Raw genomic sequence first — 20,891 nt, forward strand, 5'->3', positions numbered from 1 at the left:
TGCATAAATCTGAACGATTTTTTACATTTTGCCCAAAATCAAGAAAAGAAATGCCCAGCCAAGGCGTATGAACAATGCGTTCAATAAGCTTGCTGGACGTAAGTCATACGACCACCGGCTAGCATCAGGGCACAATAGAGGTTGATTTCCGTCACCTGAGCCGGACTGAAGAATTCGGCCATTCGTGCGTAGTGCTCGTCGTCGATGGCCATGTAGTCACCCGCGAACAGTTCGGCAAAACGCAGAGCAGCCCGCTCGGCAGGAGTGAAGCGCTCACTGTCGGTCGCCAAGCAGGCAATATCGTCCTCGCTGACCTCATCGGACTTGCGCGCCAACTGGCATGCCTGGCAGGTGGTGATACTGGCGATCTTCAGCCGCAACAGCTCGCGCAAGCGCTCGTCCAGCAAGCTGTCCCGATAGAAGCCGGCCATCAGCTCCAGCCAGGCCAGGGCCAGGCCAGGGCGATGCGCCCAGACCTGGATCGGCCTTGTCGAACTGAGCATGCGGGTTTCCTGCCCCCACACGATGGCCTCGCGCAGCTCGGCCGGCATATCCTCCAGCGGTACCATGGAAATTCGCGCTATGCCTGCAGCCCTCTCCATCTGTTCAACCAAGGCGCTCGATGATGGTTGCGGTCCCCATGCCTCCGGCACAGCAAATCGCCTGCAGCCCATAACGGGCACCGCGCCGCTCCAACTCGTTCAGCAGCGTGGTCATCAGCCGTGCGCCACTAGCGCCAAGCGGGTGGCCCAGGGCGATGGCACCACCGTTGACATTGAGTCGCTCGTGCGAGACACCGGTTTCATGCATCCAGGCTAGCGGTACCGAAGCGAAGGCCTCGTTGACCTCGAACAAATCGATATCACTGATGCCCAGGCCAGCTTTCTGCAGCACCTTGTAGGTGGCAGCGATCGGGCCAGTAAGCATCAGCGTCGGGTCAGCCCCCACCGTGGTGAACGCACGAATCCGAGCCCGAGGCTTCAATCCCAGACGCTGAGCAGTTTCCACCGACATCAACAGCAGTGCTGCCGCACCATCGGAAATCTGTGAAGAGTTTCCGGCGGTGATGCGGCCGCCCTCAGGGCGGAAACTGGTCTTCAAGGTCGACAACTTACCCCGGGACGTGTCACGACGAATGGTCTCGTCCGCCCGCAGCGGTGCTACAGGTTCGCTAAACCCATGCTCGCGCAAACCCTCGACCGGTACTTCGACGATTTCATTAGCGAAATACCCGGAATCAGCCGCAGCGGCCGCCCGGCTATGGCTGACGAAGGCGTAGTCGTCCAGTTCGTCACGGCTGAGCGACCACTTGTCGGCAATACGCTCGGCGGCCTCACCCTGACTGGTCAGCTCATAACGCTCGGCAGCCATCCAACCAAAAGCTTCGCCGTGGATCTCGCGGTTGCTCCCCATCGGTACACGGCTCATGTTCTCCGCCCCGCCGGCAACCACGATGTCAACGCCCCCGGCGGCAATGGCGCCAGCGGCGACATGCACCGCCACCTCTCCCGACCCGCACTTGCGGTCGATGGTCAGCCCAGGGATATCCACCGGCCAGCCGGCACCAAGTAACGCGGTTCGGGCAATGTTGGCCGACTGTTCGCCGATCTGGGTGACGCAGCCGAGTATCACGTCATCAACCTGCGCTGGCGACAGGCCTACGCGCTCCAGCAGCTTGCCAATCACCAGTGCTCCCAGGTGATCGGCACGCACACCGGCCAAACCACCGCGGAAACGGCCAATCGGCGTACGTACTGCATCGACGATCACTATGTCTTTCATAGTGCACTCGCCTTGAGGCCGGAGCCCGGCACCCGCGTGCCCTCTTCATAGCGATAGACGCCATGCCCGGTCTTGCGGCCGAAGCGCCCGGCGGCGACCATCTTGATAATCAGAGGGCACGGCCGGAACTTCTCGCCCAAGGTCTGATGCAGGTAGCGCAAGACAGACAATCGGGTATCCCAGCCGGTCAGGTCACCCAGCTCCAAAGGCCCCATGGGGTGGTTGAAACCCAGACGCAGAGCCGTGTCGATATCCTCAGCACTGGCCGTACCCTCCTGGAGCATGTACATCGCCTCGTTGCCGAGCAATGCGGACATCCGGCTGGTGGTCAGGCCAGGCGACTCGTTGACAACGATCGAGGTCTTACCCATTGCACCGCACAGCTCACGAGTACGCACCAGCGCCTCGTCACTGGTCGCCAGACCGCGAACCAGCTCCACCAGCTTCATCTTGTGCACCGGATTGAAGAAATGCATGCCGATGACCCGCTCGGGGCTGGCTAGGGCGGCGGCGATCTCGGTCACACTCAGCGCCGAGGTATTGGTGGCGATGATTGCGCCGGGGGCGAGCAGCGGCTCGGCCTGGGCAACCACCGCCCTCTTCACATCCAGTCGCTCGGAAACCGTTTCCACCAGCCAATCGGCCCCCTGCGCGGCCTCGGCCAGGTCGCCGCTGGTGGACAGGCGCGCCAAGGATGCCTGCGCCGACTCAGCGGAGACTTTGCCAAGCGATACACCATCCTCGAGGATCTTGCCGATATTGCCCCTGGCGCGGGACAACGACTCAGGGTTGGTATCCACCAGCACGGTGGGATAGCCGGAACTGGCGAACCCGTGCGCAATACCGGTCCCCATCAGACCAGCCCCCACTACCACGATCTTTTCTTGTTTATCAGTGCTCATGCTTCGCTCTCGATTCAGTCGCGGGACTTCTTGCCCACTACGTTGCACAATGTGCCTATGCCCTCGATGGTTGCCTCGACGACATCCCCGGGATTGAGGAATCGGCCAGTTCCCATGCCGACACCGGCCGGCGAACCGGTGAACAGCACGTCACCACAGGCAAAGCTGGATCGCTGCTGGACGAAACGAATCAGCTGGCCGACATCCCAGGTCATCTCCGCGGTCGAGCCGTCTTGTCGAATCTCGCCGTTGACCTTAAGGATTAGGCGCAGCTCAGGTGAGCCGACTGGAAACTCGTCCTTGGTGACGATCCAGGGCCCAAGCCCGGTGGTACAGTCCTGACTCTTGGCCGCAAACAGGTCCATGCCGATACCCGCCGGACCACTGCGCTGCAGGTCCCGTGCGCTGACGTCGTTGCCAACGGTGTAGCCCAGAACGCTGGCCAGCGGGTCATCCAGGTCTATCTCGGAATTACCGATCACCGCCACCAATTCGACCTCGTGGTCTAGCTCCTCGGTCAGGGGTGGATAGCGAATCGGGTCTTTCGCGCCGATCAGCGCACCGTAGGCTTTGAGGAAGGCCACCGGCTGTGGAGGGCTGGCGAGGCCGAAGTCATCAGCCAGGTGCTTGGCATAGTTTGCACCCGCCACCACCACCCGGTTGACCGGTTCGATCGGAGGTAGGAGGCACATCTTAGACAGCGGTAGCGACGGTCCAGAAAGGCGCAGGGCACTGATACCTGCCCCCCTGGCCAATGCGGGGGCCCACTGGGAAAATTCCCCATCGATGGCATGGACCTCGTCGCGCTCAGGGTCAACGACAGCCCAGAAGGGCCCCGTTTGGAAATAGGAACAGCGCGCCAGCTTCATCAGGCACCCACCTTGCCCAATTTGGTCGGATCCAGGTGCAGGAGATCACAGGCGTTTTTCCAGCGGATCTTCTGCAGATCCTCGTCGGATAGGCGCAGCCCTTCCGTCAGGTCATGGCGCACCGCATCACTGCCGCCGAAGTTGGAGCCGTACACCACTCGATCAGCACCAATGACGTCCAGCATGGCCTGACGCATGGGGAGCTCGTGCAACTCCACGTCGAAATAGAAGTTGGACAGATAATCCAGGAATGGCTTCTTGTTGTGATAGACGTCGAGATTGGGGTTGGTCTGCGCCATGCGCCCCAACTGATAGGGCACGAAGCCACCACCATGAGTGATGTAGACCTTCAGGTTCGGGAAGCGATCCAGCACACCGCCATTGATCAGGTACCAGAAGCACTTGGTTTCGTCATAGTTCATACCCACGATCGCGGTCGTCTCATAGCGATCGGTATTGGCGTCCTTACCCCAGGTTACGGACTGGTTGTAGCCATGCACGAAAATCGGCAGGTCGAGGTCGCACAGTGTCTCCCACACGGGATCCAGCTCGGGTGAGTCGTATTCCAGCCCGCCAAAGTTGGAACCACCGGCAACCAGGCCCTTGGCGCCCAGTACGGTGCAGGCACGACGGATTTCCTTGGCCGCCTCGTGCGGTACATTCAGTGGCGCGTGTGCCCAGAACATCAAGCGATTGGGCGCTGCAGAGCAGTAGCTCGCCAGCGCATCATTGACCCGGCGAGCAAAGGGCACGGCGAACTCGGCTTCCGTCCAGTACATGTAGCAATGGCTCGGCACCGAGAGCACCTGGGCAGCCTGACCCGCCGCATCCATCGCAGCGAGGCGATGGCTCGGGTCACGCCATTTCGCCATGTATTCCGCCACGTTCAGCGTTTCGCCACGAGCATGCGCCTCGCGCAGCGCCTTCTTACGCTCCGGAGCACCCAGGGTCAGTATCCAGTCTCCCACTCGCAGCTTGATGTCGCCATCGGGTTGCAGCTCGAAGGCCGGTCCCCAGTAGGGATGCTGGTCGTAGTAGTCGGGATGGGGCGCGTGGGCGTGAAGATCGATGAGCATAGTCTGGATACCTCAGAGTGGCATTTTTTGTGTTTATGTAGCGCAACGCTCGTGGCGTACCCGGCCTAGCCGGGTACACATCACTCAACATGCGCGTCAGGCCCGCTTTCATGGTGAAGCATAATTTTAAATTGATCATAAATCAAAAAACTGTTCAATTTATTTTTAAGATCACAAGACACAACCCCGACTCCAACCTCTCGAGACGAGCGGTAGCAGAACAGCCCCAGGAGGAATGGGTAAGGAAAAAAAAAGGTTCATCGCGCTTTCCCGGGGAAGGCGGCCTTGATTTTCAGGAAAAAGTAGGCGGAGTCCCTGAAGCCATAGGCCATGCGCTTGATCACCTTGATGCGGTTGTTTACCCCTTCCAGCAGGCTGGTGTGCATGGGGAAGCGAGCGCTGGCCAGGATGCCTCGGACGTATTTGCGCAGATTGCGAGCGAAGCGTTGCAGCGGGGCCAGGCCACTGTCCCTGGCGTGGCGCAACCAGTCCCGCCAGCGGCGCCAACCCTCCCGCACGCTGGGGGCGTACCAGATTTCCTTGAGCGTATCCTTGAGCACGTAGACCGTGGCCAGTGGCTGGTTGGCCTCGAGGATTTCCTGCAACTGCACGGCTTGCTGATCCTTGAGGTTTTCGCGATTGCGCAGCAGCAACCAACGACTCTGCTTGATTACCTTGCGTGCCGCTTTGTCCTGGCGTAGCGCGTTGGCCTGATCGACACGGATGCGGTCGATCACCTCCCGGCCATAGCGAGCCACCACGTGGAATAGGTCGTAGACCACTTCGGCACGGGGGCAATGCTGTTTTACTTCCAGATCGAAGGCGGTGTTCATGTCCATCGCCACGGCCTCGATTTGCTGGCAGCGCTCACCGAGCAGTTCGAAGAACGGCTGAATCGCCTCGCGGCTGTTGCCATGCCCGACCCACAGCACGCGTGTCCGCTGCGCATCCATGATCACGGTGGCGTAACGATGTCCTTTGTGAAGAGCGAACTCGTCCATCACCAGACGGCGAACGTCACCCGGCTCGAAAGCACCGACTGCGGCCTCTAGACGACGTTTGTCGAGCTGCTTGAGCGTGTGCCAATGCAGACCGACGAGGCGACTGACGTGACTGATGGGCAGTAATTGCAGCAAAGCCTCGAGCCAGATGCGCAAGCGCTGGGTCAAGCGCGACGCTGGCTCCAGCCAGTCGATCCGCTCGGTCACCCGACCACAGCGCAGGCAGTCGACGCGGCGCACCGGCAGTTGGAGCAGGACGCGCTGGTCGAACAGATCGCGATCACGCACCCGGCGAATCCGCCGTTCGTGGATTAATGGACTGGCCTGACCGCAGCGCCCGCATTTGGGGACAGCGCTGGCGTGAGGCTTGAGCTCGATCAGCAGGGTGCTGTCGGCAGATGGGTGGCAGGCGATGACTTCGTAGCCTGGCCAGAAAGCAGCAAGATCAATAGGATGCACGGCGACAGCAGGGGGTGGGGGTTGGTTCGTTTGGCGACTGCCAATCTACCCGCTTCCCTGACTGTCAATCCGCTCTTTCCCCAGACTCCGCGAAGAACCAAAAAAAAGGGGGGAGACGAGATCGGATGGGAAGGGTGCGACTGAGTGAGGGCGGGGCTAAAGCAGAGAGGACGGGAGAGAGGAAGGAGCCAGCCACCCCCTAGCAGAGGGTGGCGGCAAGGTCGATCAGCGGCGAGAGCGCGAGGTGGAGCCGACAGTCAAGGCAACGACGAGTTTCCGTACACGTACCGGCAAGAGACGACGACTAACCCCCTCGGGCACGAGCACTTCGCTCAGGACATAGCGAATGATCATTTCGCAGACCAGCTCCCGGTCGATCTTGATGCCTAGCCGGGCATCCCACTCATCGAACACGATCCCCAGCAGATCCTGAAAGCGCACGATGGAATCATGGAATATCCGCCGGAAGAAACCCAGGGCATAGTCAGGCGCCACCACGAGCAAGCGTCGGGCGCGGCTCTGCTCAAGGTAATTATCGAGGTAGGTAATCAGCGCATTCAAACGCGCGTCGGGGTCGGCAATATCCCCCAGCGCCAAGGCCAGCGACTCATGGAAGCTGTCCCGTTTGTGGCGGGAGAAGGTATCCAGCAAGTCCTCCTGGGAGGAGAAGTAGCGATAGAACGTCCCCCGGGACACCCCAGCCACCTGGCAAACATCCAGGATCGATATCCGATCTGCGCCGGAGCGCAGCACCACCTCCTCGGTGGCAGACAGGATATTCGTAACGGTCTCCTCGGAGCGCTTATTGGGCCTTACCTTGCCATTCACCGACGAGGCAACACCATTTTTCTGAACAGGCCTTTTCGTGACGGTAGCAGGCTTCTCCGCAGGACTGGCATTCTTTCTGGCGAGCTTGTCACTCGCGCCCTTGCTCGATCTGGTGGCTTTCGAAGTCATTGACAAGGATTCTCAGCGGCTAAATAAGAGCAACACTACCACAAGATATAGGCAGTATCAGCAAAACCTGTTCAAATTTTAACTGAAGACATCTGTAAAATTTGAATCTAGAATGGCATTCTCTCTTCAAAATAAAATCGCTTGCCCGCACCAGGGCAGGCCCTAAGGAGATCGAGACATGAGCGGCACTGGCCATCCGGACACCTGGTCCATGGGGGAACGAGACACTGTTATCGCAGCGCTTGAACGAGCGGTAGCAAAGCATCCAGACCGAGTCCTATTGGATTTCAGCGGAAAGTTATACACATATTCTGAAGTCGACTCGATTTCCACCCGCATGGCCCATGCGCTCTCGAACCTCGGCGTGCTACCAGGCGAGACCGTGCTGACAATGCTGGACAACAACATCGACGCTGTCGTGTGCTGGCTGGCGATCAACAAGCTGCGTGCAGTTAGCGTTCCGATCAACACCGCGCTCAAAGGCGAGTTCCTCCGTCACCAGATCGCTGACACCGGAACCCATCTGGTCATCTGCGAAGCGGACTACCTGACACGCATCACTCCGCTGGCCGAGCAGCTCACTAACGTCACCCGGATTCTCTGTCGCGGTGACTTCATTGCTCCCAAGAACTGCCGCATTCCTATCGCCGCCTTGGACGAACACCGTGGCAACGACGACACCCCTCTGAGCGTCAAACCGGAAGCTTCCGACCTGGCTTGTCTGATCTATACCTCTGGCACCACCGGCCCCTCAAAGGGCTGCATGATCAGTTACAACTTCATGTGCAATCTGGCGCGCCTACAGCTGCGAGCCGGTCCGGCCAACGAAAACGACGTAACCATCACGCCCCTGCCGCTGTTCCACATGAACGCCCTGTGCGTCAGCATCATCGCCAGCATCCTCGTTGGTGCACGGGCAGCGATCCTACCGCGCTTCTCGGTCTCCAACTTTTGGCAGGAAGTCGAGCGTTCCGGCGCTACTATTGCCTCCATCCTCGGCGGAATGGGTGGCCTGCTAGCTCAGGCCCCTGACAACGAGGCGATGAAACGCTGCTATGGTCAGATCCATACTGCTCGCGGCAACCCCTATACCGAGGAAACCAAGAAAATCTGGCGCGAACGCTTCGGCAGCAAACTGGTCGGCGGAAATGGCTATGGCCTCACCGAGGCTTGCGTAGTCACTTCTCTGGCCGCCGGCGAATACGCAGCGCCTGGCTCGTCCGGCAAACGCATCCCAGACTTCGACGTGCGGATCGTCGATGACAACGACCAAGAACTGCCCGCCAACACTCCCGGCGAAATCGTCGTCCGCCCATTACGTCCGGACATCATGTTCCAGGGCTACTGGAATCGCCCCGCAGATACCCTGAAGCTGATGCGCAACATGTGGTTCCACACCGGCGACGTCGGCAAGTTCGACGACGAAGGCTTCTTCTATTTCGTCGATCGCAAGAAGGATTACCTGCGCCGCCGTGGCGAAAATATCTCCAGCTTCGAGATGGAAGCCGCCTTCGCTGTGCACCCGGCCCTGGCCGAGGTTGCCGTGCATGCCGTGCCGTCCGACAAGGGCGAGGACGACGTCAAGGTGACCGCAGTGCTACATGAAGGGGCCTGCCTGACTCCGGAAGAGCTGTTCCACTGGGCTGTCGAGTCAGTCCCTTATTACGCCCTGCCCCGCTACATCGAGTTCCGCACCAACCTGCCGAAGAACCCCCAGGGCCGCGTGCTGAAGTATGAGCTGCGCGACGAAGGCAAGACAGCCGACACCTGGGACCTGGAAGACACTGATATCAAGATCGCCAAGCGCTGACCCGCTATGCAGCCCCGGCCTCACTTTCTGACTGGCCGGGGCTCGCTATCCTTCCTCGCGATGGAACTAGTGTGCACCTCACCCTGATCTTGCGACCTCGCCCCGTGTTACAGAAGAAAGCGCGGTGGCAATAGCCGCGCTCGATGCCTCCCGTCAGTATTCGCGCACAGGTACGGTGGCCGGTCGGGAATTGTAGCCAGGGAGGTGCAGCCCGCCATCGACATGGAGAGTCTCGCCGGTGACGAAGCGCGACATCTCAGAAGCCAGAAATACCACTACTGGCCCAATATCTTCCTCCGGCTCCCCGCAACGCCCCAACGGGCGTAGAGCGGCGGAACGCTCGGCAAACCCCGGGCTCTCCGCCGCCAGCTTATGGAAGGTTGCCCCCATGGCGGTAGGCGCAATGGCGTTCACGCGGATGTTGAAACGCCCCCACTCCGAGGCCGCACTGCGGGTCAAACCGACGACACCAGCCTTCGCTGCGTTGTAGTCGCCATGCAGCCAAGCACCGACCTCGGTGTCGATGGAGTAGAAGTTGATGATCTTGCCGCCGCCGCGCACGCGCATGTGCGGCAGTGCAGCCTTCATCGACCACCAAGCGGCCCACAAGGTGGAGTCGAGGGTCCGAGCCAGCATCTCGTCGGTCTTCTCCTCCAGTAGCACATTGGGCGTGGGGGCGAACGCATTGTTGACCAGAATATCCAGCCCTCCGAAACGCTCCACTGCCACCTGGATAGCCGCCTCAATATCCACCTTGCTGGTCACGTCGGTTCTGATGAAAACCGCGCGCGCGCCAAGCGCCAGCAACTCGCCCTCCACAGCCTTGCCAGAGGCCTCGTCCAGCTCGGCTATCACTACCGCGGCGCCGGCCTTGGCAAAGCTCAACGCCACGCCGCGACCAATACCGCCACCAGCGCCAGTTACCAGCGCTATCTGCTCTTGCAATAGCTTCATAACGAATTCCTTCTTGTTTTTAGATGAACACTTTTGCGTATACTGTTCAAATATACTTCAATCCGCAAGATCAGGCACCTGCGGAAACCAGCGCAAGGAAAAAACGATGACCAGCATGTTCCGCCGCCGAGTGGAAATCGTCTCTACGCCACAGGATGCCATGCGAGAGATACGGGCTACTCTTGAGGACGACTTCCATCACTTCCGCGTCTGGCTACACCATAGTGACGGCATCGTACGGGAGATTGGCGGGGAGGCCTTGCGCTACCCCTACTCCGCCTGCCCACAAGCAACCGATCAGTTGGAGCAACTGATCGGCATGCCACTCAGCCATATCGCCCATACAGTGACCCGGCAGACCGATGCCCAGCATCAATGCACACACCTGCTAGACCTTGCCGGCCTGGCCATCGCCAATGCGGCCCGCGGAACGCTCCGCCGATGCTACGATGTCCAAGTACCGGACCGCGTCAACGAACGCACGACACCGGTACTGCTTCGTGATGGGAGGCTCCTGCTGAGCTGGGAGGTACGAGGCTCGATCATCGAAGGGCCAGCGCCCTACTGCGGGGTAAATCTGCGCGAAGGAATGGCTCGCTGGGCCCTTAGCCATCTTCCCGAAGAAGATGCGGAAGCTGCGCTATTGCTACGCAGGTGCACCCAGATTTCACTGGGCCGCCAGCATCCACTGGACTCCCAGGTCCATGCATCCAGCACCAGTCTCTGCTATAGCCAGCAACCGGCACGGGCTGCGCAAGCCCTACGGATCAAGGGTTCAACTTGGGATTTCAGCGACACGGCAGCACATCTATGCTCGGGCGACCAAGACTGGCTGGCCGGAGAATAACCAGCCAGCCACTGATGCCAACTCACCAGCCCCCTTCCCCTTAGGGGAAGGGGGTGAGCCAAACCGGATGAAACAAAACTCCGACACAACATGACGCTGGCTTCGGCAGATAACGTGCGCTCCGAAAACGTCAGCACGCCCACCAAGAGAGGGCCAACATGAAAAAAACCTGTACCGGTATAACTCGCCCCGGCACCGAGGCCCACAACGGAATTAGGCCTCCCTTCAAAGAAGGGAGCGCCATGGTAGGGTCGTCAGAGGAACACGGCGAGGTTCGGCGTGCCCAACACGGCCTGATCAAGAATGACCTCGCGGCACGCCAGCTTGAAGCCCTCATCAGTCAAACGCAACACATCCCGGCGCTCACCACTTATGATGTCGACATGGTGGTCCTTGAAGCGATTGCGGGTCAACAGCAAGTAACTGGTCACCACGAACTCGTTGGACTTTTCGGTCTCCTCGACGAAGACGTTGGTCACCAGGCGCCGGGTGCGCGAGGGCGGATCCTCCGCCCACGCGCTCTTGCCGGACAGCCGCAGAATTCGCCCCATGATCGAACGGTAGTCGTCATGGTAATGCTGCACGGTACGCACGATGGTGGTGGACAATTCCGACTGCAGGCGGGTGTGGCGAAGCGGTACGGTATAGACGAGGTCTGGAGCCAAGCGTGCACCCCATTCCTGCAGACGGATCTGATCCAACAGGGTCGCCTCCTCATAGAGGAAGGTCACCACCTGGTTGTAGATATCCGAACCTACCGGGACGCGCTTGATACCGACGGGCGACCCCGGCTGGATCTGATCGACGCCGCGCTCTTGTACTTGGGCCATGTGTAACTCCTGAAATGTGTGGTTTTGCCTGGAACGACGCGACGATCAGCTCTCCGCCGTCATCAGTTCATGCCAGTACAACCACCAATGCCACTGGGTGTCGTCCTTGGTGAAGCCCTCGTTGACGATGCCCGGCCCTGGCCAGCCCGCAGGCGCGCCGGTCTCATAGCAGGCTTGGTACTTGAGGGTCATCTGGCGGCCCATCGCCCCCTTGGCAGCCAGGGTCATGTGCGGCCAGGTATCGGAGTCATCCTGCTCGACCATCCCGGAGGTACCGAATAGCTGGATAGTCTGCCTGAGCATCTTCTCGCGCAGTTCTGCTGGTGCGTCCTTCTCGGCGAAGATCCAGTTGACGAACTCGAGCTTGTCGGGCCCCTGAGGCACGTATGCGTGCATGGTCATGGAGCCAACCACCGATCCATCCGGCTGCGGGATATAGACGAACCCGAACAGTATGTTCGGGAACATCCCACCAACCTGCGGTGGCATGCTAGTCAGTACCTCAAGCTGCTCCTCACTGAGATTGCGCGCCAACTGCTCAACCATTTCACGCGTCATCCCGGCCGGCGGCAAGGCGTTCAGCTTCTCCTGCACCGACAGTTCCGCAGGGTCGAGACCGGTAAGGCGTTTGATTTTGCGGGCTAGGTCAATGCAGCGAAGAGCATGGCCGTGCGGCGAACTGACCTCCACACCGATCATCTCCGGACTGAGGTCGGCGCCTTCACCTTCACCGTCGCCTTTCTTCGCATAGTTACCGACCTCGCCCAGCCAGCGGTGCAGTGTCAAGGTATGGAAGCCATCGGCGGCGGACTGCTCACCAGCAGTCTTCCAGTTGGCATTGACAATGAAACGCTGCGGCGGACCGAGCACTTCCATGCCCTTGTCAGAACGGCAGAACAGCATGTCATAGTACCACTTGGCATCGCCGAGGAACTCATCGAAGGAGGGACCATCGACGTTCCAGGTGGCGAAGATCAACCCGCCATAGAGCGTGACCCGAGCCTTCTTCAGGCCAAGCGCCTCCTTGGGTAACATCTTGCCATGCATACATTCGCGCTCCACCGGCGAGCCGATGAAGTCACCGTTGGGACGGAACGCCCAGCCGTGGTAGATGCACTTGTGGATTTGCGTATTGCCGCAGTCGGCGGTGCTGATGCGCATGCCGCGGTGGGGGCAGACGTTGAGGTTTACATAAACCTCGCCATCCTTTCCACGGGCGACGATCACTGAGTCGGAGCCCATGTCGCGCACAACGAAGTCGCCGGAGTTGGGAATCTCGGACTCATGGCCGAGGAACACCCAGATCTTGCCGAAGATCTTCTCCATCTCCAGCTCGTAGATCTCGCGGTCCGACAGCACGCGCATCTGTACTTCGCGGGTATCGGGGAAGATAAGGTCGGAAACCTTGGTTCCGTCGGACAATACAGGGCTTGTTCTTGTTAGCATGATTGCCTCCTGATCAGGGCACTACGGCGAATGAAAGCCTCGGCAGAATATAAGACACTTTTAACCAAAATGTACACATAAAGCGCAAAGCAACGCTCTGGGATATCACGTGCCAACAGAGCTGCGGCTTGAGACATATCAGCCCCCCCCTTGCTCCGCGCGCCCCACCCGGGTGCGCAGCACACCAATACCCTCCACCGCCAGTTCGACCAAATCGCCAGACTTCAGATAGCGCAACTGCTCCAGGCCACAGCCGTTGCCGACCGTGCCGGAGCCGAGGAACTCCCCGGGATAGAGCGTTTCCGAACGCGACACATGGGCGATGACGTCCTCGAAGGACCAGCGCATCTCACGAGTGTTGCCACGCCCCCACTCCTCGCCGTTCACCTTCGCGACCATCTCCAGATCGTAGGGGTCGCCCAACTCATCAGCCGTCACCAGGCATGGCCCCATGATGTTCGCCGTGTCGAAGTCCTTGCTCTTGGCAGGGCCGAGCATGCCGGGCATCTCCGCAGCCTGGGCGTCGCGGGCGCTCATGTCGTTGAAGATGGTGTAACCGACGATGTGCGAGCGGGCCGCATCGCGACTGATGTCCTTACCACGCTTGCCGATGTAGCAACCGAACTCCAGCTCGAAGTCCAGCGCCTTGCTGAAGCTCGGCCACTGGAATTCGTCGTCAATACCGATGACCGCGAAGCGGTTGCATTTGTAGTAGATGGGTTGGCGGTTGAAGGTTTCGATGACGCGCTCGTCGGCACGCGTATTCATCGCCTTGAGCGTAGCCTCCGGGTCTGGCGTTCGCAGTGCACGGGCCCGGCGTGCTGCGGCAAAGCTCTGCCGCAGGTGTAGCTCGAAACAGGAGCAATCGCGCATCTGCGGCGGTGGCTGAATCGGTGCGTGCAGCTTCACCGCCGCCCGGGCACGCACGGCTCTTGCAGGAACCTGCTCCACCATCGAACGGGCAAGAGCCAAGCCCTCCTCCCCGGCCTCGACCAGCGCCAGCACGCTGACCAACTCGGGACGCTCGCTTCCGTATCGGGCCTGGCAGGCGGCCTGTAGGTCCAGGACGATCTGGTCGTTCTCCAGCAAGGCCCCGGCACGCGCAAACCCGTTGCCGTCGGTAAAGGTTACCAATCTCATGACTTTTGTACTCCAGTCGAAGAGCAGCAGAAGGCCACGGGCGTCATACCCGACCAGCCACAGGCAGGCAGGCTCCCGTAATGGGTGTGGCATCGTCCGAGAGCAGGAATGCAATTACTCTGGCCAAAGCCTCCGGCGTTACCCAGCGACTGGCATCGGAGTCCGGCATGTCTGCGCGATTCGCTGGAGTGTCGATGATGCTTGGCAGTACCGCATTGACGGTGACCCCACGATCTTTGAGCTCTTCAGCCAGTGTTTCAGTGAGGCGTGCCACCCCGGATTTGGAGGCGGCATACGCGCCCATGCCCAGGCCCGCCTTCAGGGACGCCAGAGCGCCAATGTTCACGATGCGTCCGGACTCGGCAGCAAGCAAATAGGGCAGCGCAGCCTGGCTGCTCACCAGAGCCGTACGAAGGTTGATCTGATACAGGCGATCCCACGTATCCAGAGCGCCATCCTCGAAGGATTCCCAGGCGAACCCACCAGCGACGTTGATTAGGCCGTCGAGGTGTCCGAAGCGCTCCACCACCCGGGCCACGGCAAGCCGCGCCGACTCGGTAGAGGTCAGGTCGACGCCGCCCAAGGGCAGAACCCCAGAAACATCGCCCAGACTAGCTGGAATTTCGGCGCGATCGAGCAGAGCAACCTGCGCACCGCGCTCCAGCAGCAGGCGACCAACGGCCCCGCCGAGAGCACCGAACCCGCCGGTGACGATGATTGTCTTGTCTTGCAAAGGCCGGGACATGGCAAAAGGATCCTCTTGTTGTTAGATAGCGAGCTATGTGGTTAGCGTATAACCCGGCATAAATATATGACACTTCTAGAAAATATGTGCAATTATTAGAGCACATACATCCAAGCCAGTGCTCGCAGGTTCCGCGAATGACCAGAAAACTGCCCGCCCTCAACGCCGACAACCGCGCCTTCTGGCAGGGTGGCGAGCACGACCAGCTGTTGATCCACCATTGTCAGGGCTGCGCACACTATTTCCACCCGCCCGGGCCAATCTGCCCCCGCTGCGCGAGCCGGGAGGTCGCACCTCGCGCGGTGTCAGGAAGAGGCAAGGTGCTGAGCTACACCCTCAACTACCAGCCTTGGGTCGCCGACCTGGAAGTACCCTACGTCGTCGCCATTATCGAGCTGGTCGAGCAGCAGGGCCTGCGTTTCGTCAGCAATGTAATTGGGATGGACCCGCTCCAAGTGCGGATCGACATGCTGGTACGGGTCAGCTTCCTCCACATCGAGGATGTCTGGCTCCCTCTGTTTGAGAAGGATCAATGATGCCCCCTCATCGCTACGAAAAAGAGGTCGCTATCACCGGCATCGGCCAGTCCGAGGTGGCCCGGCCGTCTAGCAAGTCAGCTATGCACCTGACCCTCGATGCCTGCCTGGAAGCAATTGCCGATGCAGGCCTTGAGCGCCATGACATCGATGGCGTCGCCTGCTGGCCGGGCGACAACAACAATGGCGATCCCTTCTCGCCAGTCGGCCCCAGCGCCCTGAAAAGCGCCCTAGGGTTGAACGTCAACTGGTTTGGCGCCGGCTACGAGGGGCCTGGCCCTCTGGCCGGGGTGATCAACGGGGCAATGGCCATCGCCGCCGGTCTTTGCCGCCACGTCCTGGTATTCCGAACCATCACCGAGGCCACGGCGCGCCTGCACAACAGGCAGGCAGGAGCGCTGACCAACAAGACCCAAGGGCGCGATAGTAGCTACGCTTGGCAATGGCTGACGCCCTTCAATGTCATGTCCGGCATCAACCTGATGGCACTTTATGCGCAGCGCCATTTCCACGAATACGGCACCCGCCCCGAACAACTCGCGCAGATCGCATTGACCTGCCGACGCAATGCTGCACGTAATCCCAAGGCCATCTACCGCACGCCGATGACGATGGACGATTACCTGCACTCGCGGATGATTTCCACCCCCCTGCGCATGTACGACTGTGATGTGCACTGCGATGCATCCACCGCCATCGTCCTATCGCGCCGCGATGCTGCGCGGGACACGCGCAATGCTCCTATTCGTATAGAGGCCATCGGGGCCGCGCTGAACCAACCGTGGTCCTGGGATCAGATCTCGCTGACTGAGATGGCAGCCTTCGACGTTGCCCGGATGATGTGGGCGCGCACCGACTACACGCCAGCTGATGTCGGCTCGGCTCAACTCTACGACGGCTTTTCGATCCTCACCATGATCTGGCTGGAAGCCCTGGGTCTGTGCCCGGTGGGACAAAGCGGCGCCTTTGTTGAAGGCGGTGCGAGGATCGCCCTGGACGGCGGGCTGCCACTCAATACCAACGGTGGCCAACTGTCCGGTGGACGCACCCACGGCCTGGGCTATGTCCACGAAGCCTGTCTGCAGTTATGGGGACGCGCGGAAGGACGCCAGACTGCACCACATTCCCTCTCTGTGGTGGCCGCCGGCGGCGGCCCATTGGGCGGCAGCCTGCTGCTGGCCTGCGACTGACGCGGTCACCAGCCAAGAGATCAGAACAGAATACCCGCCAGTGAGGTACAGAACTCGATGAGCTCGGCGGCCAGTTCACCAACCCCCTCGTCGTCTCGCTGGCCGCGGAACATCACGGCGGAGACAGTGAAATCGATTGCGCCCTCAGGGGAATACACCGGCGCAGCGACCGCCTGGATGCCAACCGAGAAATACCCATCGTCCACCGCCCAACCCCGTTCCGCGGCTAGGTGAACTTCCTCGCGATAGGTCTCGATTGGCAAGTGGCGCGCCCAGCGTATCCGATGGTAGATATCCTCGAATGCCGGCGTGTCCAGGTCCAGCTGGGTCGAGAACAGCCGACCGCTGGCCCCCATCAGCATCGGAAAGCGCTGCCCCTCGGCCATGTCAATGCGCACATCGGCAGGACTGGCCGCCGAGCTAACGATGACGATGCGATCCTCCCCCATGCGCCGCCAAAGGGTGATAGTTACCTGCATGCGCGCGGCGAACTCCTGCAGCAGCGGCTTAACCAATTGCACACGCTGCCCTTGGGTAACCAGTTGCCCAACTAGGCGGGCCAATCCCAGGCCGGCCGAATAGCGCTTGGACATCGGGTTGAAATCGATCACATCCTCCATGGCCAAGGTACGCAGGATGTTGAAGCAGGTGCTGGGGTTGATCGACAGGCGCCGAGCAATGTCCACCGAACGCTCCGGCGCCCCGCTCTGGCTCAAATGACGGAGTATGCGAATCGCGTTGGCGACCGGTTTCACCGTGACGCTGGAGCCCTTGCGACTATTGCCAACCTCCGTGAGCTCTGGGCTTTCCATAGGCGTGCTCTCTATTATTTTCTATCGATCAATTCTATAACGAGAACACTATTGACTAGCAAATTTAATATAGAGATTTCTAGAAGCCCTCTACCGGTGCTTGATTGACATAGCGTCGGGTCGATCGGCCCTCGCGAAAAGGCGAAAGTGGTACTGCCTGCGCTTCGTCCCCCTGGGTCATGCGTCCGCACTGGCGCAGGTAATCCAGCCACGACTCGACGATGAAGCGCTCGACGTAGCGGTTGGACTCCTCCAGATCACGGTACAGGCACCAATTCCGCGCACCATTACGCCGTCGCGTCTGGCCGACGGCATAGACCACACGCAGAAACGCCTCACGCCCGGCAGCATCCACCCGGTAGCCGACTTCGATGCACACCGGCCCGTCGCCGTGGGCGACGCCCTCAGTGACCAGCATCGGCTTGTCCGTTTGCTGGGCATCGGCGAAGTCAGCTTCGCGGCCCATCTCGATCGCCCCACCACGAGTCAGGAACAAGCCCAGGAAGATGCTCGATGCCGATAGCAGCAGACTTTGCTGCAACCCCAGATATTGCGCGAGAGCCCCCCACAGGGCGCCACCAAGGGCCATTGAGCCCATCAGCACCAGGAGGTAAACCGAGGCGACACGGGCTCGCACCCAGTTCGCAGCATAAGTCTGTACCACGGTGGAAATGGTCGCGTTCACCGCCATCCAGCCCATGCCGGCCAGCAGGAGCGTGGCACAGATCACCACCTGGCTGCGCGACAGCGCCGCCGCCAGGGTCGCCACAGCAAAGGCGAGCGCCCCGGCGTCGATCAACCGCCGCAGGGCAAAACGGCGATAGATGCTGGTCAGACCGAGCGCAGCGAGGACCGCCCCAGCCCCCATAAACGCCATCAGCAGCCCATAGCCACCGGCGTCCATGCGCAGCTCCTCCTTGGCTACCAGCGGCATCAGTGCCCATAACGCGCTGGCGCAACTGGTGAACACGAATACCCGCTTGAGCGCGCTAGACAGAACCGTCGAGTGGCGGATGTAGCGCAGGCCGCTGCGCATGCCGCCGACTAAGGTTTCAGGTGGCAAGCCGTCGGCATGGACGCGAGCCGGCAGACGGAAGATGAATACGAGCACTGCAGCCATGCATAGTGCGATGACCAGGAATACTGCGGCGCTGGTCCACCAGACGATCAGTGCGCCGGCCAGAGCCGGCCCCAGGGCCCGAGTGGCATTAACGGAAATACCATTGAGAGAGACCGCCGCCGGCACCTGCTCACGTGGAATGACTCCGACCACCGTCACCATCCAGGCCGCCATACCCAAGGCGCTACCGACCCCCAGCAGGAACGTGAACAGCAGCAGCGACCAGGCCTCCAGCAGTTCCCCCCAATCCAGCAGGCAGAGCGCTGCGGCCGCCACCAAGATGACCGCCTGGGTGAGAAGCAACAAACGGCGTGGATCCATGCGGTCAGCGAGCACCCCGCCCGGCAAAGCGAACAGGAAGACAGGCAGGGTAATGGCCGTCTGTACCAGGGAAACCATCAGGGGTGATGCTGATAGCTGGGTCATGATCCAGGCTGCCCCCACGGTCTGCATCCAGATCGCCAGGTTGGCGACCGCACAGGCCAGCCAAAGGCCGACGAACAGGCCATGACGCAACGGCGCCCAAAACGAGGAGTGTTCCGCCACTGCCAAAGCAGAGTTGGCCTGCCTGTCCATACTCATTCGCCGTCAGGCCTGCCCAGCCGCCCGGCACTTCGCGCAGCAGACAGTATACGCCGGGGACCAACACGGTTGCGCAGCTCGCCGATCCCGTCGATGCGCGCCTCGACCAAATCACCCGGCGCAAGGAAGCGACCATCCTCCATGCCCACACCGTGAGTCGAGCCGGTGAACACCAGGTCGCCCGGCCGCAAGCTAATACGCGCATCAAGATAATCGAGCAATTCGTCCACCGGGAAGATCATCTGCCGAGTATTGTCCCGCTGACGCGGTTCACCGTTGACCTCTAGGCCCATCTCCAACTCAGGCTGTCCGGTGCCGCCCAATTCGTCGAGAGTGACGATCCAGGGACCGATCGGTGTAGTGCGATCCATGGCTTTCTGAGTTAGCAGGTCGAGGCGACCGATACGCCTCCCCGCGTCCCGCGCACTGACGTCATTGCCGACCGTGTAGCCGAGTAGACAAGCACTGGCCAGCGCTTCCTCGCCTAGCGGCCGGGCAACCACAGCGACCAACTCGACCTCATAGTCGAGCTGTCCGGTCAGGGCCGGATAGGCTATTTCGTCGTACGCGCCAACCAGCGCGGAATCCGGCTTCAAGTAGGCCAGCGGATGAGCCGGAGGCGAACTGCCAAGACGCTCAAGATGGCTGCGATAGTTCAAGCCCACGCCAAAAACACGCGCCCCCGGCTCCAAGGGCGGCAGCAAGCGGCACGCCGACAGCGCAAGGCAGTCATCATCGAGTCCCAGGTTGATCATCCCCCCCTGCCCGATCACCTGCGCCCAGGCAGCGAATGGCTCGCGAATGCGGCGAAGGCGCTGCAGATCCGAATCGAGCAATGCCCAGAATACCTCACCGGCTACCTCAACCCTCGCCAGGCGCATGCTCAGCGCTTCTTGCCGGCTAGGTACTCGGCGTCCAGCACTTCCTCGGGGGTACGCACGCTCGGTCCAAGGATCGGACCAACCATCTCATGGCCCCATAAACTCAGGGTCTCGGGGTTGAGCTCATAGGGATCGCCCTGCCACGGCTCAATCTCAGCTATGGTCTCGAAGGCAAAGCCGGACGGTGTGAAGTGGTAGAAGGACAGATGCGGATCCTGGCTGTGCTGGCCAAGGGTCATCATCATCGGCAGTTCGCGCTTGCGCACGATATCGTAGGTTTCACCCACATCACGCACATTGCGCACGAACAGGCCGACATGCTGCACCCCCATGCGCCCTGGACCGTGGCCGTAGGCGATGTCGTGGCTGGTATGGTTGTTCAGCTTGGCGCGGAAGAAGCCGGTTCGGCCCTTGCCGGCGCCGGCTCCGTACCAGTGGAAACCCATCACATCGAGCAGGAAATGCTCCAACTCCGGAGTGTATTCCGGAGTGATCACCACTACGTGCCCAGCACCACGTTCATCGGCCAGGAAGCCGGTATGCGGACGACCGGGAATGAAAGAGCGTGGCGTCCACTTCTGTCCGTAGAACAGTTCGTACTGGTAGCCCACCGGGTCGCGGAAACGTACTACTTCACGCACTCCACGTAGCTCGCAGAACGCCGTATCGCCTCTCACGAACTCCACTCCCGCAGCCTCGAGCTTCCTCAGACCAGCCTCGAAAGCCATACGTCCGACCGCCTCCCAACCGATATAGGCAAGGCGATCCACCTTGCCAGGGTGAAAGGCAAAGCGGTGCCGCCGGTCGTCGATCCTGAAATACAACGACGCCAGATCGCTGTCCGGCGACTTGCCAATGCCGAAACCCATGACCTGCGGGCCATATTCGCGCCAGGCGTCAAGGCTCGCGGTCTCGAACCCCATGTAGCCGATGCCGATGATATCCATGCCTT

At 60.7% G+C, this 20,891-nt stretch carries 20 protein-coding genes; 4 read left to right on the forward strand and 16 right to left on the reverse strand.

Annotation, left to right across the window (positions count from 1 at the left end; translation table 11 throughout):
• Positions 1-80: 80 nt before the first annotated feature.
• The 7 genes from AC3B6A_RS18235 to AC3B6A_RS18265 form a co-directional block, all read right to left on the reverse strand.
• Positions 81-614, reverse strand: a complete 534-nt coding sequence (locus AC3B6A_RS18235) for a carboxymuconolactone decarboxylase family protein (RefSeq protein WP_488398578.1) — start codon at positions 612-614, stop codon at positions 81-83.
• The gene (locus AC3B6A_RS18240; protein ID WP_058490383.1) at positions 607-1,782 is read right to left on the reverse strand and encodes a thiolase family protein; all 1,176 of its coding nucleotides are present in this window, start codon (positions 1,780-1,782) and stop codon (positions 607-609) included. Before AC3B6A_RS18240 ends, AC3B6A_RS18235 begins: the two co-directional genes overlap by 8 nt.
• Positions 1,779-2,684 (reverse strand): 3-hydroxyacyl-CoA dehydrogenase, encoded by a 906-nt coding sequence (locus AC3B6A_RS18245; protein ID WP_058490384.1) that lies wholly within the window; start codon positions 2,682-2,684, stop codon positions 1,779-1,781. The genes AC3B6A_RS18240 and AC3B6A_RS18245 overlap by 4 nt, the downstream gene beginning before the upstream one ends.
• Before the next feature lie 14 nt (positions 2,685-2,698).
• Positions 2,699-3,553 (reverse strand): fumarylacetoacetate hydrolase family protein, encoded by an 855-nt coding sequence (locus AC3B6A_RS18250; protein WP_058490385.1) that lies wholly within the window; start codon positions 3,551-3,553, stop codon positions 2,699-2,701.
• Complete coding sequence (locus AC3B6A_RS18255) at positions 3,553-4,629, reverse strand: amidohydrolase family protein (protein WP_058490386.1); 1,077 nt, start codon at positions 4,627-4,629, stop codon at positions 3,553-3,555. The genes AC3B6A_RS18250 and AC3B6A_RS18255 overlap by 1 nt, the downstream gene beginning before the upstream one ends.
• Positions 4,630-4,886: 257 nt before the next feature.
• A complete protein-coding gene (locus AC3B6A_RS18260; protein WP_249916914.1) occupies positions 4,887-6,089 on the reverse strand; it encodes an ISL3 family transposase in 1,203 nt (400 codons plus the stop codon).
• Between the two features lie 225 nt (positions 6,090-6,314).
• On the reverse strand, positions 6,315-7,046 hold the full coding sequence (locus AC3B6A_RS18265; RefSeq protein WP_058490387.1) for a TetR/AcrR family transcriptional regulator: 732 nt from the start codon (positions 7,044-7,046) through the stop codon (positions 6,315-6,317).
• A 178-nt stretch (positions 7,047-7,224) separates the two neighbouring features.
• Between AC3B6A_RS18265 and AC3B6A_RS18270 the strand changes: the two genes are divergently transcribed.
• Positions 7,225-8,856 (forward strand): ATP-dependent acyl-CoA ligase, encoded by a 1,632-nt coding sequence (locus tag AC3B6A_RS18270; protein ID WP_058490392.1) that lies wholly within the window; start codon positions 7,225-7,227, stop codon positions 8,854-8,856.
• 153 nt (positions 8,857-9,009) lie between these two features.
• Here the strand turns inward: AC3B6A_RS18270 and AC3B6A_RS18275 are convergent, their stop codons facing one another.
• Positions 9,010-9,810 carry an SDR family NAD(P)-dependent oxidoreductase gene (locus tag AC3B6A_RS18275; RefSeq protein WP_058490394.1) on the reverse strand — a complete coding sequence of 267 codons (801 nt, stop codon included), beginning with the start codon at positions 9,808-9,810 and terminating at the stop codon, positions 9,010-9,012.
• A gap of 106 nt (positions 9,811-9,916) precedes the next feature.
• On the opposite strand from AC3B6A_RS18275, the gene AC3B6A_RS18280 reads away from it, so the two are divergent.
• On the forward strand, positions 9,917-10,657 hold the full coding sequence (locus tag AC3B6A_RS18280; RefSeq protein ID WP_058490395.1) for a DUF2889 domain-containing protein: 741 nt from the start codon (positions 9,917-9,919) through the stop codon (positions 10,655-10,657).
• A gap of 254 nt (positions 10,658-10,911) precedes the next feature.
• On the opposite strand, the gene AC3B6A_RS18285 is transcribed toward AC3B6A_RS18280, so the two are convergent.
• The 4 genes from AC3B6A_RS18285 to AC3B6A_RS18300 all read right to left on the reverse strand — a co-directional run bounded on the left by AC3B6A_RS18285 (position 10,912) and on the right by AC3B6A_RS18300 (position 14,818).
• Entirely contained in the window at positions 10,912-11,487 is a 576-nt protein-coding gene (locus tag AC3B6A_RS18285) for an aromatic-ring-hydroxylating dioxygenase subunit beta (RefSeq protein WP_058490396.1), read from the reverse strand.
• Positions 11,488-11,532: 45 nt separating this feature from the next.
• The gene (locus tag AC3B6A_RS18290; protein WP_058490397.1) at positions 11,533-12,933 is read right to left on the reverse strand and encodes an aromatic ring-hydroxylating dioxygenase subunit alpha; all 1,401 of its coding nucleotides are present in this window, start codon (positions 12,931-12,933) and stop codon (positions 11,533-11,535) included.
• A 138-nt stretch (positions 12,934-13,071) separates the two neighbouring features.
• Positions 13,072-14,073, reverse strand: coding sequence for a fumarylacetoacetate hydrolase family protein (locus tag AC3B6A_RS18295; RefSeq protein ID WP_058490401.1), 1,002 nt, complete (start codon positions 14,071-14,073; stop codon positions 13,072-13,074).
• Between the two features lie 43 nt (positions 14,074-14,116).
• Positions 14,117-14,818 (reverse strand): SDR family NAD(P)-dependent oxidoreductase, encoded by a 702-nt coding sequence (locus AC3B6A_RS18300; protein ID WP_058490403.1) that lies wholly within the window; start codon positions 14,816-14,818, stop codon positions 14,117-14,119.
• A 137-nt stretch (positions 14,819-14,955) separates the two neighbouring features.
• Between AC3B6A_RS18300 and AC3B6A_RS18305 the strand changes: the two genes are divergently transcribed.
• A complete protein-coding gene (locus AC3B6A_RS18305) occupies positions 14,956-15,354 on the forward strand; it encodes a Zn-ribbon domain-containing OB-fold protein (protein ID WP_058490405.1) in 399 nt (132 codons plus the stop codon).
• Positions 15,351-16,544: a thiolase family protein gene (locus tag AC3B6A_RS18310; protein WP_370686639.1), complete on the forward strand. Its 1,194-nt coding sequence runs from the start codon at positions 15,351-15,353 to the stop codon at positions 16,542-16,544. The genes AC3B6A_RS18305 and AC3B6A_RS18310 overlap by 4 nt, the downstream gene beginning before the upstream one ends.
• Before the next feature lie 20 nt (positions 16,545-16,564).
• On the opposite strand, the gene AC3B6A_RS18315 is transcribed toward AC3B6A_RS18310, so the two are convergent.
• The 4 genes from AC3B6A_RS18315 to AC3B6A_RS18330 form a co-directional block, all read right to left on the reverse strand.
• Positions 16,565-17,356 carry an IclR family transcriptional regulator gene (locus tag AC3B6A_RS18315; protein ID WP_058490410.1) on the reverse strand — a complete coding sequence of 264 codons (792 nt, stop codon included), beginning with the start codon at positions 17,354-17,356 and terminating at the stop codon, positions 16,565-16,567.
• Positions 17,357-17,435: 79 nt separating this feature from the next.
• Complete coding sequence (locus AC3B6A_RS18320; protein WP_116424775.1) at positions 17,436-19,058, reverse strand: MFS transporter; 1,623 nt, start codon at positions 19,056-19,058, stop codon at positions 17,436-17,438.
• Positions 19,055-19,939 carry a fumarylacetoacetate hydrolase family protein gene (locus AC3B6A_RS18325; RefSeq protein ID WP_058490414.1) on the reverse strand — a complete coding sequence of 295 codons (885 nt, stop codon included), beginning with the start codon at positions 19,937-19,939 and terminating at the stop codon, positions 19,055-19,057. Before AC3B6A_RS18325 ends, AC3B6A_RS18320 begins: the two co-directional genes overlap by 4 nt.
• A gap of 2 nt (positions 19,940-19,941) precedes the next feature.
• Complete coding sequence (locus AC3B6A_RS18330) at positions 19,942-20,886, reverse strand: VOC family protein (RefSeq protein WP_058490415.1); 945 nt, start codon at positions 20,884-20,886, stop codon at positions 19,942-19,944.
• Positions 20,887-20,891: the final 5 nt, after the last annotated feature.

It is taken from the genome of Pseudomonas sp. B12(2026) (genome assembly GCF_057767015.1).